20 protein-coding genes are annotated in these 19,821 nt (G+C 58.9%); 10 read left to right on the forward strand and 10 right to left on the reverse strand.

The annotated features are described in order from the left end of the window. Nucleotides 1-85: 85 nt before the first annotated feature. Complete coding sequence (tyrS, locus tag ACK6BI_RS15245) at nucleotides 86-1,285, reverse strand: tyrosine--tRNA ligase (RefSeq protein ID WP_409317714.1); 1,200 nt, start codon at nucleotides 1,283-1,285, stop codon at nucleotides 86-88. A gap of 210 nt (nucleotides 1,286-1,495) precedes the next feature. On the opposite strand from tyrS, the gene ACK6BI_RS15250 reads away from it, so the two are divergent. Further along, nucleotides 1,496-2,920, forward strand: coding sequence for a peptidoglycan DD-metalloendopeptidase family protein (locus ACK6BI_RS15250; protein WP_409317812.1), 1,425 nt, complete (start codon nucleotides 1,496-1,498; stop codon nucleotides 2,918-2,920). A gap of 3 nt (nucleotides 2,921-2,923) precedes the next feature. Then, a complete protein-coding gene (locus ACK6BI_RS15255) occupies nucleotides 2,924-4,015 on the forward strand; it encodes an anhydro-N-acetylmuramic acid kinase (RefSeq protein ID WP_409317715.1) in 1,092 nt (363 codons plus the stop codon). 73 nt (nucleotides 4,016-4,088) lie between these two features. Here ACK6BI_RS15255 and erpA read toward each other — a convergent pair whose 3' ends face one another. Then, nucleotides 4,089-4,439, reverse strand: coding sequence for an iron-sulfur cluster insertion protein ErpA (gene erpA, locus ACK6BI_RS15260; RefSeq protein WP_003228776.1), 351 nt, complete (start codon nucleotides 4,437-4,439; stop codon nucleotides 4,089-4,091). A 166-nt stretch (nucleotides 4,440-4,605) separates the two neighbouring features. Beyond that, a complete protein-coding gene (gene argC, locus ACK6BI_RS15265; protein WP_409317716.1) occupies nucleotides 4,606-5,640 on the reverse strand; it encodes an N-acetyl-gamma-glutamyl-phosphate reductase in 1,035 nt (344 codons plus the stop codon). Between the two features lie 135 nt (nucleotides 5,641-5,775). Between argC and hemJ the strand changes: the two genes are divergently transcribed. From hemJ to coq7, 6 genes are all read left to right on the forward strand, one after another. Further along, the gene (hemJ, locus tag ACK6BI_RS15270; protein WP_409317717.1) at nucleotides 5,776-6,204 is read left to right on the forward strand and encodes a protoporphyrinogen oxidase HemJ; all 429 of its coding nucleotides are present in this window, start codon (nucleotides 5,776-5,778) and stop codon (nucleotides 6,202-6,204) included. 33 nt (nucleotides 6,205-6,237) lie between these two features. Next, a complete protein-coding gene (locus ACK6BI_RS15275; RefSeq protein ID WP_409317718.1) occupies nucleotides 6,238-7,206 on the forward strand; it encodes an NAD(P)H-dependent flavin oxidoreductase in 969 nt (322 codons plus the stop codon). Nucleotides 7,207-7,299: 93 nt separating this feature from the next. Continuing rightward, a complete protein-coding gene (locus ACK6BI_RS15280) occupies nucleotides 7,300-8,247 on the forward strand; it encodes a DUF805 domain-containing protein (protein WP_409317719.1) in 948 nt (315 codons plus the stop codon). A gap of 61 nt (nucleotides 8,248-8,308) precedes the next feature. Beyond that, a complete protein-coding gene (locus ACK6BI_RS15285; RefSeq protein WP_065258479.1) occupies nucleotides 8,309-9,097 on the forward strand; it encodes an SDR family oxidoreductase in 789 nt (262 codons plus the stop codon). 80 nt (nucleotides 9,098-9,177) lie between these two features. Continuing rightward, on the forward strand, nucleotides 9,178-9,516 hold the full coding sequence (locus tag ACK6BI_RS15290) for a histidine triad nucleotide-binding protein (protein WP_003228789.1): 339 nt from the start codon (nucleotides 9,178-9,180) through the stop codon (nucleotides 9,514-9,516). A 106-nt stretch (nucleotides 9,517-9,622) separates the two neighbouring features. Then, nucleotides 9,623-10,270 (forward strand): 2-polyprenyl-3-methyl-6-methoxy-1,4-benzoquinone monooxygenase, encoded by a 648-nt coding sequence (coq7, locus tag ACK6BI_RS15295; protein ID WP_260521216.1) that lies wholly within the window; start codon nucleotides 9,623-9,625, stop codon nucleotides 10,268-10,270. A gap of 61 nt (nucleotides 10,271-10,331) precedes the next feature. On the opposite strand, the gene speD is transcribed toward coq7, so the two are convergent. Continuing rightward, a complete protein-coding gene (speD, locus tag ACK6BI_RS15300; RefSeq protein WP_007956315.1) occupies nucleotides 10,332-11,126 on the reverse strand; it encodes an adenosylmethionine decarboxylase in 795 nt (264 codons plus the stop codon). A 237-nt stretch (nucleotides 11,127-11,363) separates the two neighbouring features. After that, nucleotides 11,364-11,786, reverse strand: coding sequence for an OsmC family protein (locus ACK6BI_RS15305; protein WP_065258477.1), 423 nt, complete (start codon nucleotides 11,784-11,786; stop codon nucleotides 11,364-11,366). A 236-nt stretch (nucleotides 11,787-12,022) separates the two neighbouring features. Between ACK6BI_RS15305 and crp the strand changes: the two genes are divergently transcribed. Continuing rightward, a complete protein-coding gene (gene crp, locus ACK6BI_RS15310) occupies nucleotides 12,023-12,667 on the forward strand; it encodes a cAMP-activated global transcriptional regulator CRP (protein WP_085709238.1) in 645 nt (214 codons plus the stop codon). An 11-nt stretch (nucleotides 12,668-12,678) separates the two neighbouring features. Here crp and ACK6BI_RS15315 read toward each other — a convergent pair whose 3' ends face one another. From ACK6BI_RS15315 to ACK6BI_RS15330, 4 genes are all read right to left on the reverse strand, one after another. Next, entirely contained in the window at nucleotides 12,679-13,377 is a 699-nt protein-coding gene (locus ACK6BI_RS15315; protein ID WP_409317720.1) for a biotin/lipoate A/B protein ligase family protein, read from the reverse strand. Nucleotides 13,378-13,473: 96 nt separating this feature from the next. After that, nucleotides 13,474-14,310: an indole-3-glycerol phosphate synthase TrpC gene (gene trpC / locus ACK6BI_RS15320; RefSeq protein WP_409317721.1), complete on the reverse strand. Its 837-nt coding sequence runs from the start codon at nucleotides 14,308-14,310 to the stop codon at nucleotides 13,474-13,476. Beyond that, on the reverse strand, nucleotides 14,307-15,356 hold the full coding sequence (trpD, locus tag ACK6BI_RS15325) for an anthranilate phosphoribosyltransferase (protein ID WP_409317722.1): 1,050 nt from the start codon (nucleotides 15,354-15,356) through the stop codon (nucleotides 14,307-14,309). The genes trpC and trpD overlap by 4 nt, the downstream gene beginning before the upstream one ends. A gap of 9 nt (nucleotides 15,357-15,365) precedes the next feature. Continuing rightward, a complete protein-coding gene (locus ACK6BI_RS15330) occupies nucleotides 15,366-15,959 on the reverse strand; it encodes an aminodeoxychorismate/anthranilate synthase component II (protein WP_217829606.1) in 594 nt (197 codons plus the stop codon). Nucleotides 15,960-16,362: 403 nt separating this feature from the next. On the opposite strand from ACK6BI_RS15330, the gene estP reads away from it, so the two are divergent. Further along, complete coding sequence (estP, locus tag ACK6BI_RS15335; protein ID WP_409317723.1) at nucleotides 16,363-18,273, forward strand: esterase EstP; 1,911 nt, start codon at nucleotides 16,363-16,365, stop codon at nucleotides 18,271-18,273. 68 nt (nucleotides 18,274-18,341) lie between these two features. Here estP and trpE read toward each other — a convergent pair whose 3' ends face one another. Further along, nucleotides 18,342-19,820, reverse strand: a complete 1,479-nt coding sequence (trpE, locus tag ACK6BI_RS15340; protein WP_409317724.1) for an anthranilate synthase component I — start codon at nucleotides 19,818-19,820, stop codon at nucleotides 18,342-18,344. Between the last annotated feature and the right edge of the window lies 1 nt (nucleotide 19,821).

Genomic DNA, 19,821 nt, shown 5'->3' on the forward strand with positions numbered 1-19,821 from the left:
TTCAAGGAGTTTTCCGTTTCGACTGCGCCGGAAGTGGGGCGAATTATAGACATCTGAAATTCGCCGTCAACCCCTATTTTCAATCTTACTCGGATTTGAGCGTGATCCGCGCAAAAGCCTTCTTGCCAGCCTGGCAGACGTGAGTCGCTCCAATTGCATATACAAAGGAGCGATCAACAACCTCCCCATCAATACGCACACCACCAGAAGCCAGCAGATCACGAGCAGCCGCCGAGTTCTTTACCAGCCCTGCCTTATTAAGGACAGCAGCAATCGGCATGTCTTCGGCAGCGATCAACTCGATCTCTGGCAAATCATCCGGTAGCTCGCCATCCTTCATACGATTGCCTGCACCACGGTGAGCGTTGGCAGCAGCCTGCTCACCATGGAAGCGAGCGACAATTTCTTCAGCCAGTTTGATCTTGATGTCGCGAGGATTGGCACCCGCTTCAACATCAGCACGGAATGCATTGATCTCATCCATTGACCGGAAGCTGAGCAATTCGAAGTACCGCCACATCAATGCATCCGGAATCGAAACCAGCTTGCTGTACATGACGCCTGGCGCTTCCTGGATACCAACGTAATTGCCCAAGGACTTGGACATCTTCTTCACACCATCCAGCCCTTCGAGCAACGGCATCGTCAGAATGCACTGAGCCTCCTGACCGTAGCCTCGCTGCAACTCACGCCCCATCAGCAGATTGAACTTCTGATCGGTACCCCCCAACTCCACATCCGCGCGCAAGGCAACCGAGTCGTAACCCTGAACCAACGGATAGAGGAACTCATGAATGGCGATCGGCTGATTGGTGGTATAGCGCTTGTCGAAATCATCACGCTCAAGCATACGGGCGACGGTGTACTGCGAGGTCAGACGAATGAAGTCCGCCGGCCCCATCTTGTCCATCCAGGTCGAATTGAATGCGACTTCGGTTTTCGCCGGATCGAGAATCTTGAACACCTGAGACTTGTAGGTCTCGGCATTTTCAAGAACCTGCTCGCGAGTAAGCGGAGGGCGAGTCGCGCTCTTGCCACTCGGATCACCGATCATTCCGGTGAAATCACCAATGAGGAAGATCACTTGATGCCCCAGCTCCTGGAACTGGCGCAACTTGTTGATAAGCACAGTGTGCCCAAGGTGAAGATCCGGCGCAGTTGGATCGAAGCCAGCCTTGATTCGCAGCGGCTGGCCACGCTTGAGCTTTTCGATCAGCTCCGACTCGACCAACAGTTCTTCCGCACCACGTTTAATCAGCGCTAGCTGCTCTTCAACCGACTTCATAACAGACCCGCAAGGCTCAGATTCAAAGGGAACCAACCATACAAGATCGCGCACCAATTACAAGGTTTGCCCGGCACACGGATACCAATCCACAGACGAAGAGCCTGCGGACTTGCTTCAGCGATGATTTGGTTATATTTTATACAGTTATTTCATCTTCATCATGTCATTCATCTTTTCCAATTCATCTTTTCAAAGTCAAAACTACTTATGACCACTGAACCGTCTAAAGCGCCACCGCTTTACCCGAAGACCCACTTGCTTGCCGCGAGCGGGATCGCCGCCCTTCTCAGCCTGGCGCTCCTGGTGTTTCCTTCCAGTGATGTTGAAGCCAAAAAGACGACTCTGAGTCTTGAACTGGAAAGTCCCGCAGAACAATTGACACAAGATCAAGACGCCGCTGACGCGGTTCAAGCCACAAATGAGCCAGTAGCCTCGCCTTTCGCACAGATCGAGAACAGTGCGGACGATGCTCCCGAGACAGCCCAGACCTCCCCCGTGCCAGCACCGGTCGCTCCTGAAAAGAAGGCTCCAGGCCACAGGGAAGTGATCGTATCCAAGGGCGATACCCTTTCAACACTGTTCGAGAAGGTCGGCCTGCCTGCGGCAGCTGTACATGAAGTGCTCGCCAGCGATAAGCAGGCCAAGCAATTCAGTCAGCTCAAACACGGCCAGAAACTCGAGTTCGAGCTCAATCCGCAAGGCCAACTGACCAACCTGCACAGCAAAGTCAGTGACGTCGAAACTATTACCCTCACCAAGAACGACAAGGGTTATGTCTTCAACCGAGTGACCGCCAAACCAACCGTTCGCACTGCTTACGTCCACGGCGTAATCAACAGCTCCCTGTCCCAATCCGCCGCTCGTGCCGGTCTTTCCCACAGCCTTACCATGGACATGGCCAGTGTATTCGGCTACGACGTCGACTTTGCCCAGGATATCCGCCAAGGTGACGAGTTCGATGTGATCTACGAACAGAAAGTGGTGAATGGCAAAGCCGTCGGCAACGGCCCGATCCTGTCCGCCCGCTTCACCAACCGCGGCAAGACCTACACCGCCGTGCGCTACACCAACAAACAGGGCAACAGCAGCTACTACACCGCTGATGGCAACAGCATGCGCAAGGCGTTCATCCGCACCCCGGTAGACTTCGCCCGCATCAGTTCCAAGTTTTCCATGGGCCGCAAACACCCGATTCTCAACAAGATCCGCGCCCACAAAGGTGTCGACTACGCCGCTCCACGCGGTACGCCAATCAAGGCTGCCGGTGACGGCAAAGTATTACTGGCTGGTCGTCGCGGTGGTTACGGCAACACTGTGATCATTCAGCACGGCAACACCTACCGCACGCTGTACGGCCACATGCAAGGCTTCGCCAAAGGCGTGAAAACCGGCGGTACCGTCAAGCAGGGCCAGGTGATCGGTTATATCGGCACGACCGGCCTCTCTACCGGACCGCACCTGCACTATGAGTTCCAGGTCAACGGCGTTCATGTCGACCCATTGGGCCAGAAGCTGCCGATGGCCGATCCGATCGCCAAATCCGAGCGTGCGCGCTTCCTGGCACAGAGCCAACCGCTGATGGCCCGCATGGACCAAGAGAAGGCCACCATGCTGGCCTCGAGCAAGCGCTAAGCCATGGCTCTTTATATCGGCGTGATGTCCGGAACCAGTCTCGACGGTCTGGACATCGCCCTGATCGAGCAAACCTCGGCAATCAACCTGATCGCTACACATTACATCCCCATGCCTGAATCCCTGCGCGCCGAGCTGCTTGGCTTGTGCGCCAGCGGTCCCGACGAGATCGCCCGCTCGGCGATCGCTCAGCAGAACTGGGTAAAGCTTGCGGCCGAAGGTATTCATACCCTGCTCAAGCAGCAACAGCTCGAACCGAAGGCCATTCGCGCGATTGGCAGCCACGGCCAGACCATTCGCCACGAGCCTGCACGCGGCTTCACCGTACAGATCGGCAATCCTGCCCTGCTGACCGAGCTGACCGGGGTTACCGTTGTCAGCGACTTCCGCAGTCGTGACGTGGCGGCCGGTGGCCAGGGCGCCCCTCTGGTTCCTGCCTTCCATGAAGCGTTGTTCGAAGAGCGTACCGGCAACCGTGCCGTTCTGAATGTCGGCGGTTTCAGCAATCTCAGCCTGATCGAGCCGAACAAACCTGTAGCCGGATTCGACTGCGGCCCCGGGAATGTTCTGATGGATGCCTGGATTCACCGAGAGCACGGCGAGAACTATGATCGCAACGGTCAATGGGCTGCCAGCGGCAGAGTTGAACCTGTTCTCCTCAATGCATTGCTGAGCGATCCGTTCTTCTCAACCAAAGGCCCCAAGAGCACCGGTCGGGAAGTGTTCAACCTGCCCTGGCTTGAACGGCAACTGTCGCGTTTGCCGGAGTTCGCCCCTGAAAACGTACAGGCAACACTGCTCGACCTGACAGCTCTGACCATCGTCGAATCGCTGCAAAGCGCCCAATCGAATACTGAAGAGCTTCTGGTCTGCGGCGGCGGCGCCCACAACACTGCGCTGATGAAGCGCCTTGCCGACCTTCTTCCCAACGCGAATGTCGCCAGCACCGCGACCCACGGTGTAGATCCGGACTGGGTCGAAGCCATGGCCTTCGCCTGGCTCGCCCATTGTTGTCTCGAAGGCATAAGCGCCAATCGCCCCAGCGTTACTGGCGCCAAGGGGCTGCGCGTGCTTGGCGCCATCTATCCCAACTAGGACAAAACGCAAAAAACAAAACGCCGCAGACCGTGAGGTTCTGCGGCGTTTTGTTGTGTACGGTGAAGCGAGATCAGATCGAGAACGAAGAACCGCAACCACAAGTCGTGGTGGCATTCGGGTTCTTGATCACGAAACGCGAGCCTTCCAGACCTTCCTGATAGTCCACCTCGGCACCTGCCAGATACTGGAAGCTCATCGGATCGACCACCAGGCTCACACCTTCGCGCTCGACGATGGTGTCGTCCTCAGCCACATCTTCATCGAAGGTGAAGCCGTACTGAAACCCTGAACAACCGCCGCCCGTAACGAATACGCGCAGCTTCAAGCGATCATTCCCCTCTTCATCGACCAGGCTCTTCACCTTGTGCGCGGCACCCTGGGTGAATTGCAAAGCCGTGGGGGTGAAGGATTCGACGCTCATGCTGACTCTCTCCCGGCGTTACGCCGCCATAATGCGTGATGACGCGCATTATCCGCTTGTCCTAGAAAATCGGTCAACTATTGTTACGGTATATCAATAAAGCCATCGGCGACTCAAAATGCAAAAAGGCCCGTCAGACGGGCCTTTTCAGTCAGCAGGATCAGCGTTACGGCAACATGCCCGCGTGGGACAGGCCCAGACGCTCTTCCAGACCGAACAGAATGTTCATGTTCTGCACGGCCTGACCCGAAGCGCCTTTGACCAGGTTGTCGATCACCGACAGCACTACCACCAAATCGCCATCCTGGGGACGATGAACCGCGATACGGCAGACGTTCGCACCACGCACACTGCGCGTTTCCGGATGGCTGCCAGCAGGCATCACATCGACGAACGGTTCATTGGCATAACGCTTCTCGAACAGCGCCTGCAAGTCCACCGAACGATCCGCCACGGTCGCGTAGAGCGTGGAATGAATGCCACGGATCATCGGCGTCAAGTGTGGCACGAAGGTCAGGCCGACATCCTTGCCCGCTGCACGACGCAGCCCCTGACGGATTTCCGGTAGATGACGGTGACCTTTCACCGCGTAAGCCTTCATGCTTTCCGACGTTTCGGAATACAGCGAGCCTACGGAAGCACCACGACCGGCACCACTGACACCGGACTTGCAGTCGGCGATCAGGTGCGAAGCGTCGGCAATGCCCGCCTCAAGCAACGGCAGGAAACCCAGCTGCGTTGCGGTCGGATAGCAGCCCGGCACCGCGATCAGGCGTGCTTTCTTGATCTGCTCACGGTTGACTTCCGGCAAGCCGTAAACCGCTTCGTCCAGCAGCTCCGGCGCACCGTGCGGCTGACCGTACCATTTGGCCCATTCATCAGCGTCTTGCAGACGGAAGTCCGCCGACAAGTCGATGACCTTAGTGCCCGCCGCCAGCAATTCACCGGCCAGTGCATGAGCCACGCCGTGCGGAGTAGCGAAGAACACCACGTCGCAAGCGCCCAGGGTCTTGATGTCCGGGACCGTAAACGCCAGACCATCATAGTGGCCGCGCAGGTTCGGGTACATGTCTGCCACGGCCAGACCGGCCTCGGATCGGGAAGTGATCACCACCACTTCTGCCTGCGGATGCTGTGCCAACAGACGCAGCAGTTCGACACCGGTGTAACCCGTGCCGCCGACGATACCGACCTTGACCATAAACCTGCCCTCAACGAACCCACTGGAAAGCCGTCGATAATAGGGGCCGCGCGCCCCTGCGACAACCGCCAAGGTGACGTGCGGATGCTCAAGCCTCTACTATCCGGCCTACCGTGAATGAGGGAATAACCAAAAATGCTCTATCTCTGGATCAAAGCGCTTCATATCGTCAGCATCGTGTGCTGGTTCGCCGGACTGTTCTACCTGCCGCGACTGTTCGTCTATCACGCCCAAAGTGAAGACACGATCAGCAAGGAACGCTTCAGTATCATGGAGCGCAAGCTGTATCGCGGCATCATGGGTCCGGCGATGGTCGCTGCGCTGATCTTCGGCGGCTGGCTGATTTACCTGAACCCGGGCATTTTCAGCTCCGGTGCCTGGATTCACGCCAAGCTGACTCTGGTGGTACTGCTGATCGGTTATCACCACATGTGCGGCGCGCAGGTAAAACGATTTGCCCGTGGCGAGAACACCCGCAGCCATGTCTTTTATCGCTGGTTCAATGAAGTGCCGGTTCTGATATTGCTGGCTATCGTAATTCTGGTCGTGGTCAAGCCGTTCTAACTTCAACAGGCATAACTTTCCGGGGGACTTCCGATGTCGCTGCCCGCTCTGCTCGAACAACGCCTGCGTCTGCCCGTCGTGGCCGCGCCGATGTTTCTGATCTCCAATCCTGAACTGGTACTCGCATGCTGCCGTAATGGCGTGGTGGGCAGTTTCCCGGCGCTCAATCAACGTGAAAGCAGCGGATTCAAGGCTTGGCTGGAACAGATCGAAGCCGGGCTGGCGACACTGGATAACCCGGCACCGTATGCCGTGAATCTGATCGTTCACAAGAGCAATCCGCGTCTGGAAGCGGATCTGAACATCTGCGTCGAGCACAAGGTGCCCATCGTCATCACCAGCCTCGGCGCGGTGAAGGAAGTGGTCGATGCGGTGCACAGCTATGGCGGCCTGGTTTTTCATGACGTGACGACTCGCCGCCATGCGGAAAAAGCCGCCGAAGCCGGTGTCGATGGCTTGATTGCCGTTGCCGCCGGCGCCGGCGGACATGCCGGCACCTGGAGTCCGTTCTCATTGATTGCCGAAATTCGCCAGTTCTTCGACAAGACGCTGCTGCTTGCAGGATGTTTGAACCACGGCCATGAGATTCTCGCCGCACAGGTGCTCGGTGCGGATTTGGCCTACTTCGGTACGCGATTCATCGGTACGACCGAAAGTCATGCGCCCGACGCCTACAAGGAAATGCTGCTGACAGCCAAGGCAGCGGACATCATTCATACTCCTGCGGTGTCCGGCGTTCCGGCCAGCTTCATGCGCCAAAGCCTGGAGGCTGCCGGTTTCGATATGGCGGCACTGCAAGGCAGGGGTGAAGTCAACTTCGGCGAAAAACTCAAGCCCATCAACGATGAGGCCAAAGCCTGGAAAACCGTGTGGTCGGCCGGCCAAGGGGTTGGCCAGATCGAAGATCTGCCAAGCGTGGACCAACTGGTGCAGCGCCTCGATACAGAGTATCGCCAAGCCCTGAAACATGCGGCACAGCTACCGAATCGCTGGCCACGCTGAGAAAATTCCGGCCAGTTGCAGCCTGACTGGCCTTACACTTGGCGGCTGCGACACGAATCAACTCAACGTCTTCGCGACAAGGATGCCTCGGCCATGAGCGAACCCCGCTACAAGATCGTTTTCGACGGTGCCCTGCAGCCCGGTGTCGATATCACCACCGCCAAACTCAATCTGGCCGACCTGTTCAAGAGCGACGTGGCCGCCATCGAGCGCCTGTTCAACGGCAGCGTCGTCGCCCTCAAACGCGACCTGTCGCACAGTGATGCCCAGGTTTATCTGCAAGCATTGGGCAAGACGGGGATCGACGCCCGGATCGAGCCGGAAACCACCATCGAACTGAATCTGTCCGATGTACAGGAACATTCCGCCCCCGTGACAGAGCCCGACTCTCCCTACGCCCCGCCCCGAGCCAATGTCGGAGAGCAACAGGCGAAATTCTCCACGCTCAAGCCGCTGAGTGCAGAAGGCAGGATCGGCCGCCTTCGCTACCTGGCATGGTCGATGGTGCTGAGTCTGGTGACCCTGCCGATCGTGGGCGTATTGGCGTTGATCGGCCTGGGGCTGGTAAGCACCGACTCGACCTCGGGGCTGATCATCGGCGGTATCTTTGCTTTCTTCCTGTTTCTGGCCTTCGCGATCGTCGGCATCCTGTTCAGCATTCAGCGTCTGCACGACATCGGCTGGTCCGGCTGGCTGTGGCTGCTGACTCTGGTTCCGTTCGTGGGCAGCTTCTTCCCGCTGGTAATCATGGTTGTGCCAGGCAATGACGGCGCCAATCGCTATGGTCCGCCACCCCCACCGAACAGCACCGCCGTCAAAGTGCTGTGTTCGTTGTGGATCGTTTTCATCGGCCTGTTCTTCGTCGGTGGCCTGCTGGGCGGTATTTCCGCGATTCAGCAGGAATACGAAACCAGTCTGGAAAGCAGTTATGAAAGCGGTTCGGTGACGGCCGATGAGGTCGATGTGGAAGTCGAACCAGCGAATTCGGCCGAGGATGCAGCCGAAGCCCCGCCCACCCCTGTAGACTCTGCGAAAGAATGAACAACGCTCCCCGCCGTGACACCTGCGTCCACGGCGCGGTGCTGTTGCGATGGAGAACTGCATGACCCGTTACGCTCTGATCACTGGCGCCTCCAGCGGCATCGGCCTGGCCATGGCCGAAGCTCTGGCTCGCCGTGGCCGCAGCCTGATTCTGGTGGCCCGACAGCGTGACCAGCTGGAAAGCATTGCAATCGAACTGACCCAGCGTTTCGGCGTGGAGGTGCTGTTCCGGGCCTGCGATCTGGGCGAGCCGCTGCGTCTGTCCGGTTTTCTGCTGGAACTTGAAGAAGGTGACCGGCAGATCGATCTCCTGGTGAACTGCGCCGGCATCGGTACGTGCGGTCCGTTCCTGGCCCAGGACTGGATGACCGAACAGGATCTGATCGAAGTGAACATCCTCGCCCTGACGCGCCTGTGCCACGCCATCGGCAACAGCATGGCCCTGCAGGGTGGCGGGCAGATTCTCAATGTGGCGTCGGTAGCTGCATTCAATCCCGGCCCGTGGATGAGCACCTACTACGCCAGCAAGGCCTACGTCCTGCATTTTTCTGAAGCGCTGCGGGTCGAACTGAAAAAATGCGCAGTGAAAGTCTCGGTACTATGCCCGGGCCCCACACGCACCGGATTCTTCCGCACGGCACAACTGAACAACGAAAAACTCAATGCCAGCAATCTGCTGATGAGTCCCGAGGAAGTCGCGCTGTATACCGTGCGCGCCCTGGAGAAAAACCGCGCGATCATCATCCCCGGTCGGAGGAACCGCTGGTTCGCCTTCCTGCCGCGGCTGGGTTCGCGCTGGCTCAACCGCACCATCGTCGGCATGGTCAACAAAGCTTACTGCCCACGCTGAAGGGCGGACAGGCAAACGGCTGGGCGCGGCGATCCCTCGTGGGTACACTCGACCCGGCTCAAACAAGGGAGAAAACAGCTGTGGATACTCTGTTCACCAAGATCATCAACCGGGAAATCCCGGCGAAGATCATCTACGAGGACGACCAGGTTCTGGCGTTCCACGATATCGCCCCGCAGGCACCTGTGCATTTTCTGGTCATCCCGAAAAAACCGGTGCGTACCCTCAACGACCTGACCGAAGACGACAAGGCACTGGCCGGACATATCCTGTTCACCGCCCAGCGTCTGGCACTGGAACTGGGCTGCGAGGAAGGCTTCCGGGTGGTGATGAACTGCAATGAAAAGGGCGGACAGACCGTCTACCACATTCATATGCATGTGCTCGGTCAGCGCCAGATGAACTGGCCACCGGGTTGATCGCCCTGCAAATCAGTGGGAGCGCCCTGCTCCCACATGACCCAACGCAAACCTTCCCCGGCCGATTCGGTTAAACTGGCCGCCGAGATTCTTCCCGGAGGTCAGCATGACTACCCAACGTCACTACTCGCCAATCGACCGTCTTCTGCTGCAAGCCGATGCCGCGATGCGGACCCTGCTGCCCTTCAGCGGCCAGCCGTACCGCCCGTCGCCGGCCATCCTGCAGCCCGATGCACAGATGAGCGATGAAGACACCCGCCACGTCGCCGGCCTGATGCGCATCAACCATACCGGAGAAGTCTGCGCCCAGGCGCTGTATCAGGGTCAGGCCCTGACCGCCAAGCTGCCCCAGGTGCGGGAAGCCATGGAGCACGCGGCCGAAGAAGAGATCGATCACCTGGTCTGGTGCGAACAACGCATTCATCAGCTGGGCAGTCACACCAGCGTGCTTAATCCGCTGTTCTATGGCATGTCGTTCGGGATCGGTGCAGTAGCCGGGCTGATCAGCGACAAGGTCAGCCTCGGTTTCGTCGCGGCCACCGAACATCAGGTATGCAAGCACCTGAACGAGCATCTGGAACAACTGCCGGCGGAGGATGAGAAGTCCCGGGCGATTCTGGAACAGATGCGTATCGATGAAGAACATCACGCAGAAAGTGCACTGGAGGCAGGCGGTTTCCGCTTCCCGGCACCGGTGAAATTCGGCATGAGTCTTTTGGCCAAAGTGATGACCAAAAGCACCTACCGAATCTGAAAAACGCCCATAAAAAAGGCGGCTGCCGCAAAGCAGTCGCCTTTTTTTGTGCCCGGAATTCTTAGCTCGGCATATTGCGTGCGTAGAAGATTTCCAGCATTTCGTGTTTCACACGCTCGGTCACCTGAGCACGTTGCTCGGACGACAGGTTGCTGGTGGCATCACCGAACAGGTAGTTATCCAGTTCGAAGTTCTTCAGCAGCATTTTGGTGTGGAACAGGTTTTCCTGGTACACGTTCACGTCGGTCATCTGGTACGCGTCGCGGGTGTCTTCGGAAAGGTAGTTCTGGATCGAGTTGATCTCGTGGTCGATGAAGTGCTTGTTGCCCTCAACGTCACGAGTGAAGCCGCGCACACGGTAATCCACGGTCACGATGTCCGAATCGAACTGGTGAATGAGGAAATTGAGCGCTTTGAGCGGTGAAATGACGCCACAGGTCGACACGTCGATGTCCACACGGAACGTCGCAATACCGGCGTCCGGATGGATCTCCGGGTAGGTATGCACCGTGATATGACTCTTGTCGAGGTGGGCCAGGATGATTTCCGGCAGCGGGCCCGGGGATTCTTCGATCTGGCTCTCGGTCGGGGTGACCGGTTCTTCCGAGATCAGAATCGTGACGCTGGCACCCTGAGGCTCATAGTTCTGACTGGCAATGTTCAGAATGTTGGCACCAATGATTTCGACAACTTCCGTGAGAATCTGCGTCAGGCGTTCGGCGTTGTACTCTTGATTGATGTACTCGACGTAAGCCTGCTGGTCCTGCGGGGTTTCCGCGTAGCAGATGTCATAGATGTTGAAGCTCAAGGTCTTTGTCAGGTTGTTGAACCCGTGGAGCTTGAGTTTGCTTTTCACCGTTAAAAACTCTCTATGTATGCGGCCCGGCCGCGTGATCAAGCATGCCCGTCAAGTGCGAACGACGCACCTGCGTAGGACGGTTAACACCTCTTCGCGATGGCGATTTTGGTTATCTGTTCAGGCGGATGATCCGTCGGATGACCGATCACTGCCCTGAAAAAAGTGGCGCATTATGCAGACGTCAGCGGGGGATCGCCAGAGTCTGCACAGCTTTTATGATAGTTGAATGTCGGCTCAGCCGAGCTCGACGATTTCGTAGTCGTGAGTAATTGCCACACCAGCCGCGCCGAGCATGATCGAGGCCGAGCAATACTTCTCCGCCGACAGCTCGATGGCACGTTTTACCTGCGCTTCCTTCAGGCCACGGCCCTTGACGACGAAGTGCATGTGGATCCTGGTGAACACCTTCGGATCTTCGGTCGCACGTTCGGCGTCCAGAAACGCTTCGCAGCTTTCAACGGCCTGACGGGCCTTCTTCAGGATGCTGACCACATCGAAGTTGCTGCAACCGCCAACGCCCAGCAGGAGCATTTCCATCGGGCGGACACCCAGGTTACGACCACCGGCGTCCGGTGGGCCGTCCATGACCACGACATGACCGCTGCCGGATTCGCCAAGGAACATGGCTTCGCCAGCCCATTGGATGCGTGCCTTCATCGCCGAGACTCCACTGTAGAAAAAAGGGTCGCCAGCTTAGCACAGGGTCCCGGTTTGACTGCGAGTGCCGTTCCTAGGACCGATGCCGCGGCAGCGTAGGTAATTTCTCGAATTTTCGACGAAGTGTCTGGTAAGCTGGCGCCAATTCACTGGCGCCCAGTCAGTATTTGTAGCGATCGCCTCAGCGCCTCATATAAAAACCAAATATAACCGTGCAGTCTTTTCGGGATACAACCATGGTTGGTATTACCCCCACACCCAAAATCAAAAACCTCGACAAGCTGCTGATGCATTGCCAGCGCCGGCGCCATGCGGCCAAGAGCAACATCATCTGCGCCGGGGATCGCTCGGATACGCTGTACTTCATCATCCGCGGCTCAGTTACGATCCTGATCGAGGACGACGACGGCCGCGAGATGATCATCGCGTATCTGAATGCCGGGGACTTCTTCGGTGAGCTGGGCCTGTTCGAACAGGCCGGCCAGGAACAGGAGCGCAGTGCCTGGGTGCGGGCCAAGGTCGAGTGCGAAGTCGCGGAAATCAGCTACGCCAAATTCCGTGAGTTGTCGCAGCAGGATCCAGACATTCTTTACGTGCTCAGCGGACAAATCGCACAACGCCTGCGCAACACCACGCGCAAGGTCGGCGATCTGGCGTTCTTCGATGTCACCGGCCGCGTGGCCCGCTGCCTGCTGGAATTGTGCAAGCAACCCGACGCGATGACCCACCCGGACGGCATGCAGATCAAGGTGACCCGTCAGGAAATCGGGCGCATCGTCGGTTGTTCACGGGAAATGGTCGGTCGCGTGCTCAAGGATCTTGAGGAACGCAACCTGGTGGACGTGAAAGGCAAGACCATGGTGGTCTTCGGCACACGCTGAGTTACATGAACTCAGTTGGCGTAGATCTGCGCCAACATCAAACGAAAGCGTTCATCGAGACGCGTCAAGGCATCGGGCGCGGGAAATTTTTCATGCAGGGCGATGTGGCTTGCGGCACGCACCCGTTGCTCCAGACCACATGCTTCGTTGAAACGATTGACTGCCGCGACCATCGACTCGCGCTCGTCATCCACCAGCATCGCACCATGCACCAGCCCTACCGGGCGCTGACCGCCCTGACTCTGGCGCCAGCGCTGAGCGGTGCCCACCATCTTGCGGCCGTCGAGGTTGACGTTGAAACGACCGTCGCAGAACGCGCCGTCGATTTCACCCAGCGACGAAGTGCCACCCAACTCATCCAGCAACTGACAGATTGGATCACACAGACGCCGGTAACCGGTTTCGATGCGGTTCAGATCGCCTTCGCTGCGAGGCGGTGCATAGACCAGAGCGATGTTGAGCGTCGAGGCCGATTGCGGGACAGGCTCACCACCGGTTTCACGCAGCAACACCGGCCAGCCGGCAGCGGCGGAAATTTCACAGGCATGATCGAATCCGGGCAGGCGATTCAAACGTCGTGGCATGACCAACGCGCGATCGCTCGGTTGCCAGAACAGCAGACCGAATTCGGCCTCACCGGCGCAGACTGAGGCCAGCAGATCCTGCTCGGCTTGCAGACCGGCTTCGATGGTCAGGGAAGTGGGGATCATAAGGTTTCCATAGGACATCAAGCCTGAGGTGAATCTTATGCTGCCTTCGCGGGCAAGCCCGCTCCCACAGGGATACGGGCGCCTGCGAAGACTTAATCAGTCGAGGGTCGAACCGCTCACCGGAACGCCACGCTCAGGGAAGAACAGACGCTGCAGTTCAACGCCCGGGCTTTCAGCGCGCATGAATGCTTCACCCACCAGGAAGGCGTAAACATCGCTGATTTCCATCAACTCGACATCGGCACGGTTGAGGATCCCGCTCTCGGTGACCACCAGACGATCGCGCGGAATGCGCGGCAGCAGGTCGAGGGTGGTTTCCAGGCTGACGTCGAAAGTGTGCAGGTTGCGGTTATTGACCCCGACCAGCGGCGTGTCGAGGGTTTTCAACGCGCGCTCCAGTTCATCGCCGTCGTGGACTTCCACCAGCACATCCAGGCCGACGCCTTTGGCCACCGAAGCCAGCTCGGCCATTTTCACGTCATCCAGCGCGGAGACGATCAGCAGCACGCAGTCGGCGCCCAGGGCACGGGCTTCGACGATCTGGTACGGATCGATCATGAAGTCCTTGCGGATCACCGGCAGCGAACACGCAGCGCGGGCTTGTTGCAGGTACGCGTCGGCACCCTGGAAGTAATCGATGTCGGTCAGCACCGACAGGCAGGTCGCCCCGCCCTTCTCGTAGCTTTTGGCGATGTCGGCGGGAACGAAGTTCTCGCGGATCACGCCCTTGCTCGGCGATGCCTTCTTGATTTCGGCAATCACCGCCGGTTGTTTCTTCTTGGCCTGCGCCAGCAACGCCTGGGCAAAACCACGGGGTGCATCGGCCGCCTTGGCCAGACTTTCCAGCTCGCTCAGGCTCACACGGGCGCTACGCTCGGCGACTTCCTGAACCTTGCGGGCCAGGATGTTTTCCAGAACCGTCGGTACACTCATCCCTCATTCTCCACTTTGAATACCGCGGTAAAGGCACCCAGCTCCTCGAGTTTTTCCCGAGCGAGGCCGGTGTGCAGAGCGTCGTGGGCCAGCGCCACGCCTTCTTTCAGACTGGTCGCCAGATCGACAGCGTAAAGCGCCGCACCCGCATTGAGCACGATCATTTCCGCAGCTTTCTGACCGTTCTCGGTCTTGCGCTTGCCCAAGGCATCGCGGATCAGCGCCAGCGAAGCGTCGGGCCCCTCAACCGACAGACCGTGCAGACTCTGGCTCTTCATGCCCAGATCTTCCGGCTCGACCCAATATTCGGTGATTTCGTTGTTCTTCAGCTCAGCCACATAAGTCGGTGCAGCGAGGCTGAATTCGTCCAGACCATCCTTCGAATGCACCACCAGCACATGCTTGCTGCCCAGACGCTGCAAGACTTCGGCCAATGGCCGGCACAGTGCCTGGGTGAATACACCGACGACCTGATGTTTGACGCCGGCCGGATTCGTAAGCGGGCCGAGCATGTTGAACAGGGTGCGCAGGCCAAGATCGCGGCGCGGACCGGCGGCGTACTTCATGGCTGTGTGATGAGTCTGGGCAAACATGAAACCGATGCCGACGTTGTCAATGCAGCGCGCCACCTGAACCGGGGTCAGGTTGAGGTAGATCCCGGCTGCCTCAAGCAGATCGGCGCTGCCGCTCTTGCCCGACACAGCTCGATTGCCGTGCTTGGCGACGGTGCAGCCGGCAGCGGCAACGACAAAGGCCGAGGCCGTGGACACGTTGAAGATGTTCGCCCCGTCACCGCCGGTGCCGACCACATCGACCACGCCGTCGAGGGTCTTGAGTTCGACCTGGTCGGCCAGCTCGCGCATCACCGACACCGCGCCGACGATTTCGTCGATGCTTTCGCTCTTCATGCGCATGGCCATCATGAACGCGCCGATCTGCGCGTCGGTGCATTGGCCGGTCATGATTTCGCGCATCACGTCGCGCATTTCTTCGGTACTGAGGTCGAGGTGATCGACGATACGGCTCAGGGCTGTCTTGATATTCATGGAGAGTCCTTAGCGCGTGCCGCCGGTTTGTTTGAGGAAGTTGGCGAACAGTTCATGGCCCTGCTCGGTGAGGATCGATTCCGGGTGGAACTGTACGCCCTCGATGTTCAGGGTCTTATGACGCAGGCCCATGATTTCGTCGACCGAGCCGTCATCGTGCTGCGTCCAGGCAGTCAGCTCCAGGCAATCGGGCAAGGTCTCGTGCTTGACGATCAGGGAGTGATAGCGGGTGACGGTCAACGGACGATTCAGACCGGCAAAAACACCCTTGTCCTCGTGGAATACCGGACTAGTCTTACCGTGCATCACTTGCCGGGCACGCACCACATCACCGCCAAAGGCCTGGCCGATTGACTGGTGGCCGAGGCAGACGCCGAGGATCGGCAGTTTGCCGGCGAAGTGTTTGATGGCGTCGATGGAAATACCGGCTTCAGTCGGCGTGCACGGGCCGGGGGACACCACGATGCGCTCAGGGTTGAGCGCTTCGATTTCGGCGATGGTCAGCTCGTCGTTGCGCACGACCTTGACCTCTGCACCCAGCTCGCCGAGGTATTGCACAACGTTGTAAGTAAAGGAGTCGTAGTTGTCGATCATCAGCAACATGGCGTTTCGAACCTCTTTAATTCTGAACTTGAAACAGCCTTCAGATGACTTGACCGGACGCTGCACGGTATCGGACGCGCAAGTGGCGACGGCAACGCGGCATTTCAAACGGGCAAGGAAGGCAGAGCGATACAGATCCGGCAGGGCCGGCAGAAAAGATTCAGGCGCGCCAACGCCAACGGGCGTGGGCCTTGATGACTTGATCCAGAAGTTTGCTGACGATCAACACGGGAAAGGTCTCATTCATACGTCTCGGCACAGTAACTTAGCTGGGCAGAGCGTGCAATATGGCCGGACCTGAAGGGGGGAAAACTATGGGAGGCTTGACGACCGATGGCAAAACGCCGGATTTTTTTGGTACTGTCGTTTCGTTCCATACAACAATAAATAAACGGACTTGCTCATGATCAAACAGACATTGTTTGTACCGCTTGCCGGATGCCTGCTCGCACTGGCCTGCGCCCAAGCGAATGCAGCACCCAATCCTTATTCGAATTTCATCGTATTCGGCGACAGTCTCAGCGACGCCGGGACATTTTCCGATCCGGACGGTCCGGCCGGCTCGGTCAAACGGTTCACCAATCGCACCGGTCCGAATTACCAGGACGGCAGCGGCGAGTTCTACTCGCTGAATGCCACCCAGTTGCTCGGAGGTCGCCTGGGCTTCACACCGGACCAGACCGCCTCCGCCGACTCGGCGGTACGTGCCGGCCAGGGGCTGCCGGATGGTAACAACTGGGCCGTGGGCGGTTACCGCACCGACCAGATTCTCGATTCGATCACCAGCACATCCGCCAACGACGAGCGCACCCGCGCCGGCTATCTGCCGTCGAACGGTTTCCGGGCCGATCCGAATGCCCTGTATTACCTGACCGGAGGCGGCAACGACTTCCTTCAGGGGCGTGTTACGAGCCTGCCTCAGGCCAACGCCGCCGCCGATCGACTGGTCGACAGTGTGCGCACCCTGCAAGGCGCAGGTGCCCGCTACATCATGGTCTGGCTGTTGCCGGATATCGGCCTGACCCCGGCCATCAACGGCTCGCCGCTGCAGGCCTTCACCTCACAGCTCAGCGCTCAGTTCAACACCGAGCTGGTGAGTCAGTTGCAGACCGTCGGCGCCAACGTGATCCCGCTGAACGTGCCGGTGCTGCTCAAGGAAGCGTTTGCCAACCCGGCGCAGTTCGGCCTGGCCACCGACCAGAACCTGGTCGCCACCTGCTTCAGCGGCAGCGGTTGCACCGAAAACGCCCGCTACGGGATCAACAGTGCCACGCCGGATCCGACCAAGCTGATCTACAACGACGCGGTGCACCCGACCGAAGCCGGGCAGCGGCTGATTGCCGACTATGCCTATTCGTTGCTCGCCGCCCCGTGGGAACTGACCCTGCTGCCGGAAATGGCCCAAGGCACCCTGCGCGCGCATCAGGATGAACTGCGCAATCAATGGCTGGCCGACTGGGAGAACTGGCAAGGCGTTGGCCAATGGCGGGCGATTGTCTCCGCTGGCGGTCAGCATCAGGACTTCGATGACCAGCACGCCGGGGCCAGCGCCGACGGCAACGGTTACAACCTGAACATTGGTGGCAGCTATCGTCTCGACGACGCCTGGCGTGTCGGTGTGGCGGCAGGTTTCTATCACCAGAAAATCGAAGCCGGCGACAACGACTCCGAGTACAAACTCAATTCCTACATGGGCACCGCATTCGCCCAGTACCAGCAAAACCGCTGGTGGGGTGACCTGGCCGTTACCGCCGGACATCTGGACTACGACAGCCTGAAGCGCAAGTTCCAGCTCGGGGTCAACGAACGTGGCGAGAAAGGCGATACCGATGGCTATGTATTGGCCATCGGCGGTCGTGTCGGCTACGACATCGCGCCAGAAGCCAGCAGCCCGTGGCACCTGTCGCCCTTCGTCAGCGCCGACTTCGGCAAGGTCGAAGTGGATGGTTACTCGGAAAAAGGCGCGGACGCCACAGCGCTGACCTTCGACGACCAGTCGCGCAACTCCCGCCGTCTTGGCCTCGGCATCCAGGGCAAATACCAGATCACCGCTCAGACCCAGGTCTTCGGCGAATTCGCCCACGAGCGCGAATACAACGACGACGCTCAGGATCTGACGATGAACCTCAACAGCCTGCCGAACAATCGCTACACCCTGGAAGGCTACACCCCGCAAACCAACCTGAACCGCTTGAATCTGGGCGTGAGCCACAACCTCACCAGGGAAGTTGCCCTTCGCGCCAGTTACAACATCCGCAAGGATGACGACTTTACCCAGCAAGGGGTCAATGTCGGCGTCAGTCTCGACTTCTGATCAGAAGGCCATAAAAAACGCGGCGCCCTCACAGGCGCCGCGTTTTTTTATGCTGAATCCCCAGTCACTCAGTCCGGGGTTTGCTCCGCCAGCGCAACCGCCCGGAACATCGCCCGGCGCTTGTTGATGGTCTCTTCCCATTCCAGCGCCGGCACCGAGTCGGCAACGATGCCGCCACCGGCCTGCACATGCAGCTCGCCGTTCTTGATCACTGCGGTGCGGATCGCAATCGCGGTATCCATGTTGCCGTTCCAGGCGAAGTAACCAACCGCCCCGCCATACACACCACGCTTGACCGGTTCCAGTTCGTCGATGATTTCCATCGCACGGATCTTCGGCGCCCCGGACAAGGTGCCCGCCGGCAGGATCGCCCGAAGGGCATCCATGGCGGTCAGGCCTTCCTTCAACTGGCCGGTCACATTGGACACAATGTGCATCACGTTGGAGTAACGCTCGATGACCATCTTCTCGGTGAGTTTTACCGAGCCGATTTCCGAAACACGGCCGGTGTCGTTGCGACCGAGGTCGATCAGCATCAAGTGCTCGGCGATTTCCTTGTCGTCGGACAGCAGGTCTTCTTCCAGCGCCACGTCTGCTTCTTCGGTAGCCCCGCGCGGGCGAGTGCCGGCAATCGGGCGCACGGTGATCAGGTTGTCTTCCACCCGCACCAGCACTTCCGGCGAACTGCCGACGACGTGGAAATCGCCGAAATTGAAGAAGTACATGTACGGCGTCGGGTTGAAGCAACGCAACGCGCGGTACAGATCGATCGGCGCCGCCTTGAAGTCGATCGACATGCGCTGGGACGGCACGACCTGCATGCAGTCACCGGCGAGGATGTATTCCTTGATGGTGTCGACGGCTTTTTCGTAGTCGGCCTGGGTGAAACTGGAACGGAACACCGGCTCGGCTGCCTGTGGCCTGCTGAAATCCAGGCCACGACGCGGGGTGATCGGCTGACGCAGCTTTTCCAGCAGCGCCTGCAATTGCGCCTGGCCCTGCTCGTAGGCATCGGCCTGCGCCGGGTCGGCCAGCACGATGGCGTGCATCTTGCCGGCGAGGTTGTCGAACACCACCACCGCATCGGAAACCATCAGCAGGATGTCCGGCACGCCCAGTGGATCCGGGTTCGGGCATTTGCCCAGACGCTTTTCTACATAACGCACGCAGTCGTAACCGAAGTAACCCACCAGACCGCCGTTAAAACGCGGCAGGCCGGCGATGGTCGGCACGTTGTAGCGGGCCTTGAAGGTTTCGACGAAGGCCAGCGGGTCTTCGACGTCATGGCTTTCGGTTTCGATGCCATCGACGGTGATGCTGACGTGATGATCATGAACCCGCAGTACGGTGCGGCACGGCAGGCCGATGATCGAGTAACGGCCCCATTTCTCGCCGCCCTGCACCGATTCGAGCAGGTAGGAATTGGACTGGTCGGCCAGTTTCAGGTAGATCGACAGCGGCGTGTCGAAGTCGGCCAGGGTTTCACAGGCCAGCGGAATGCGGTTGTAGCCGTCAGCGGCCAGTCGCAGGAATTCTTCGCGGATCATA

The organism is Pseudomonas sp. KCJK9016, from assembly GCF_046231795.1.
GTDB lineage: Bacteria > Pseudomonadota > Gammaproteobacteria > Pseudomonadales > Pseudomonadaceae > Aquipseudomonas > Aquipseudomonas bananamidigenes.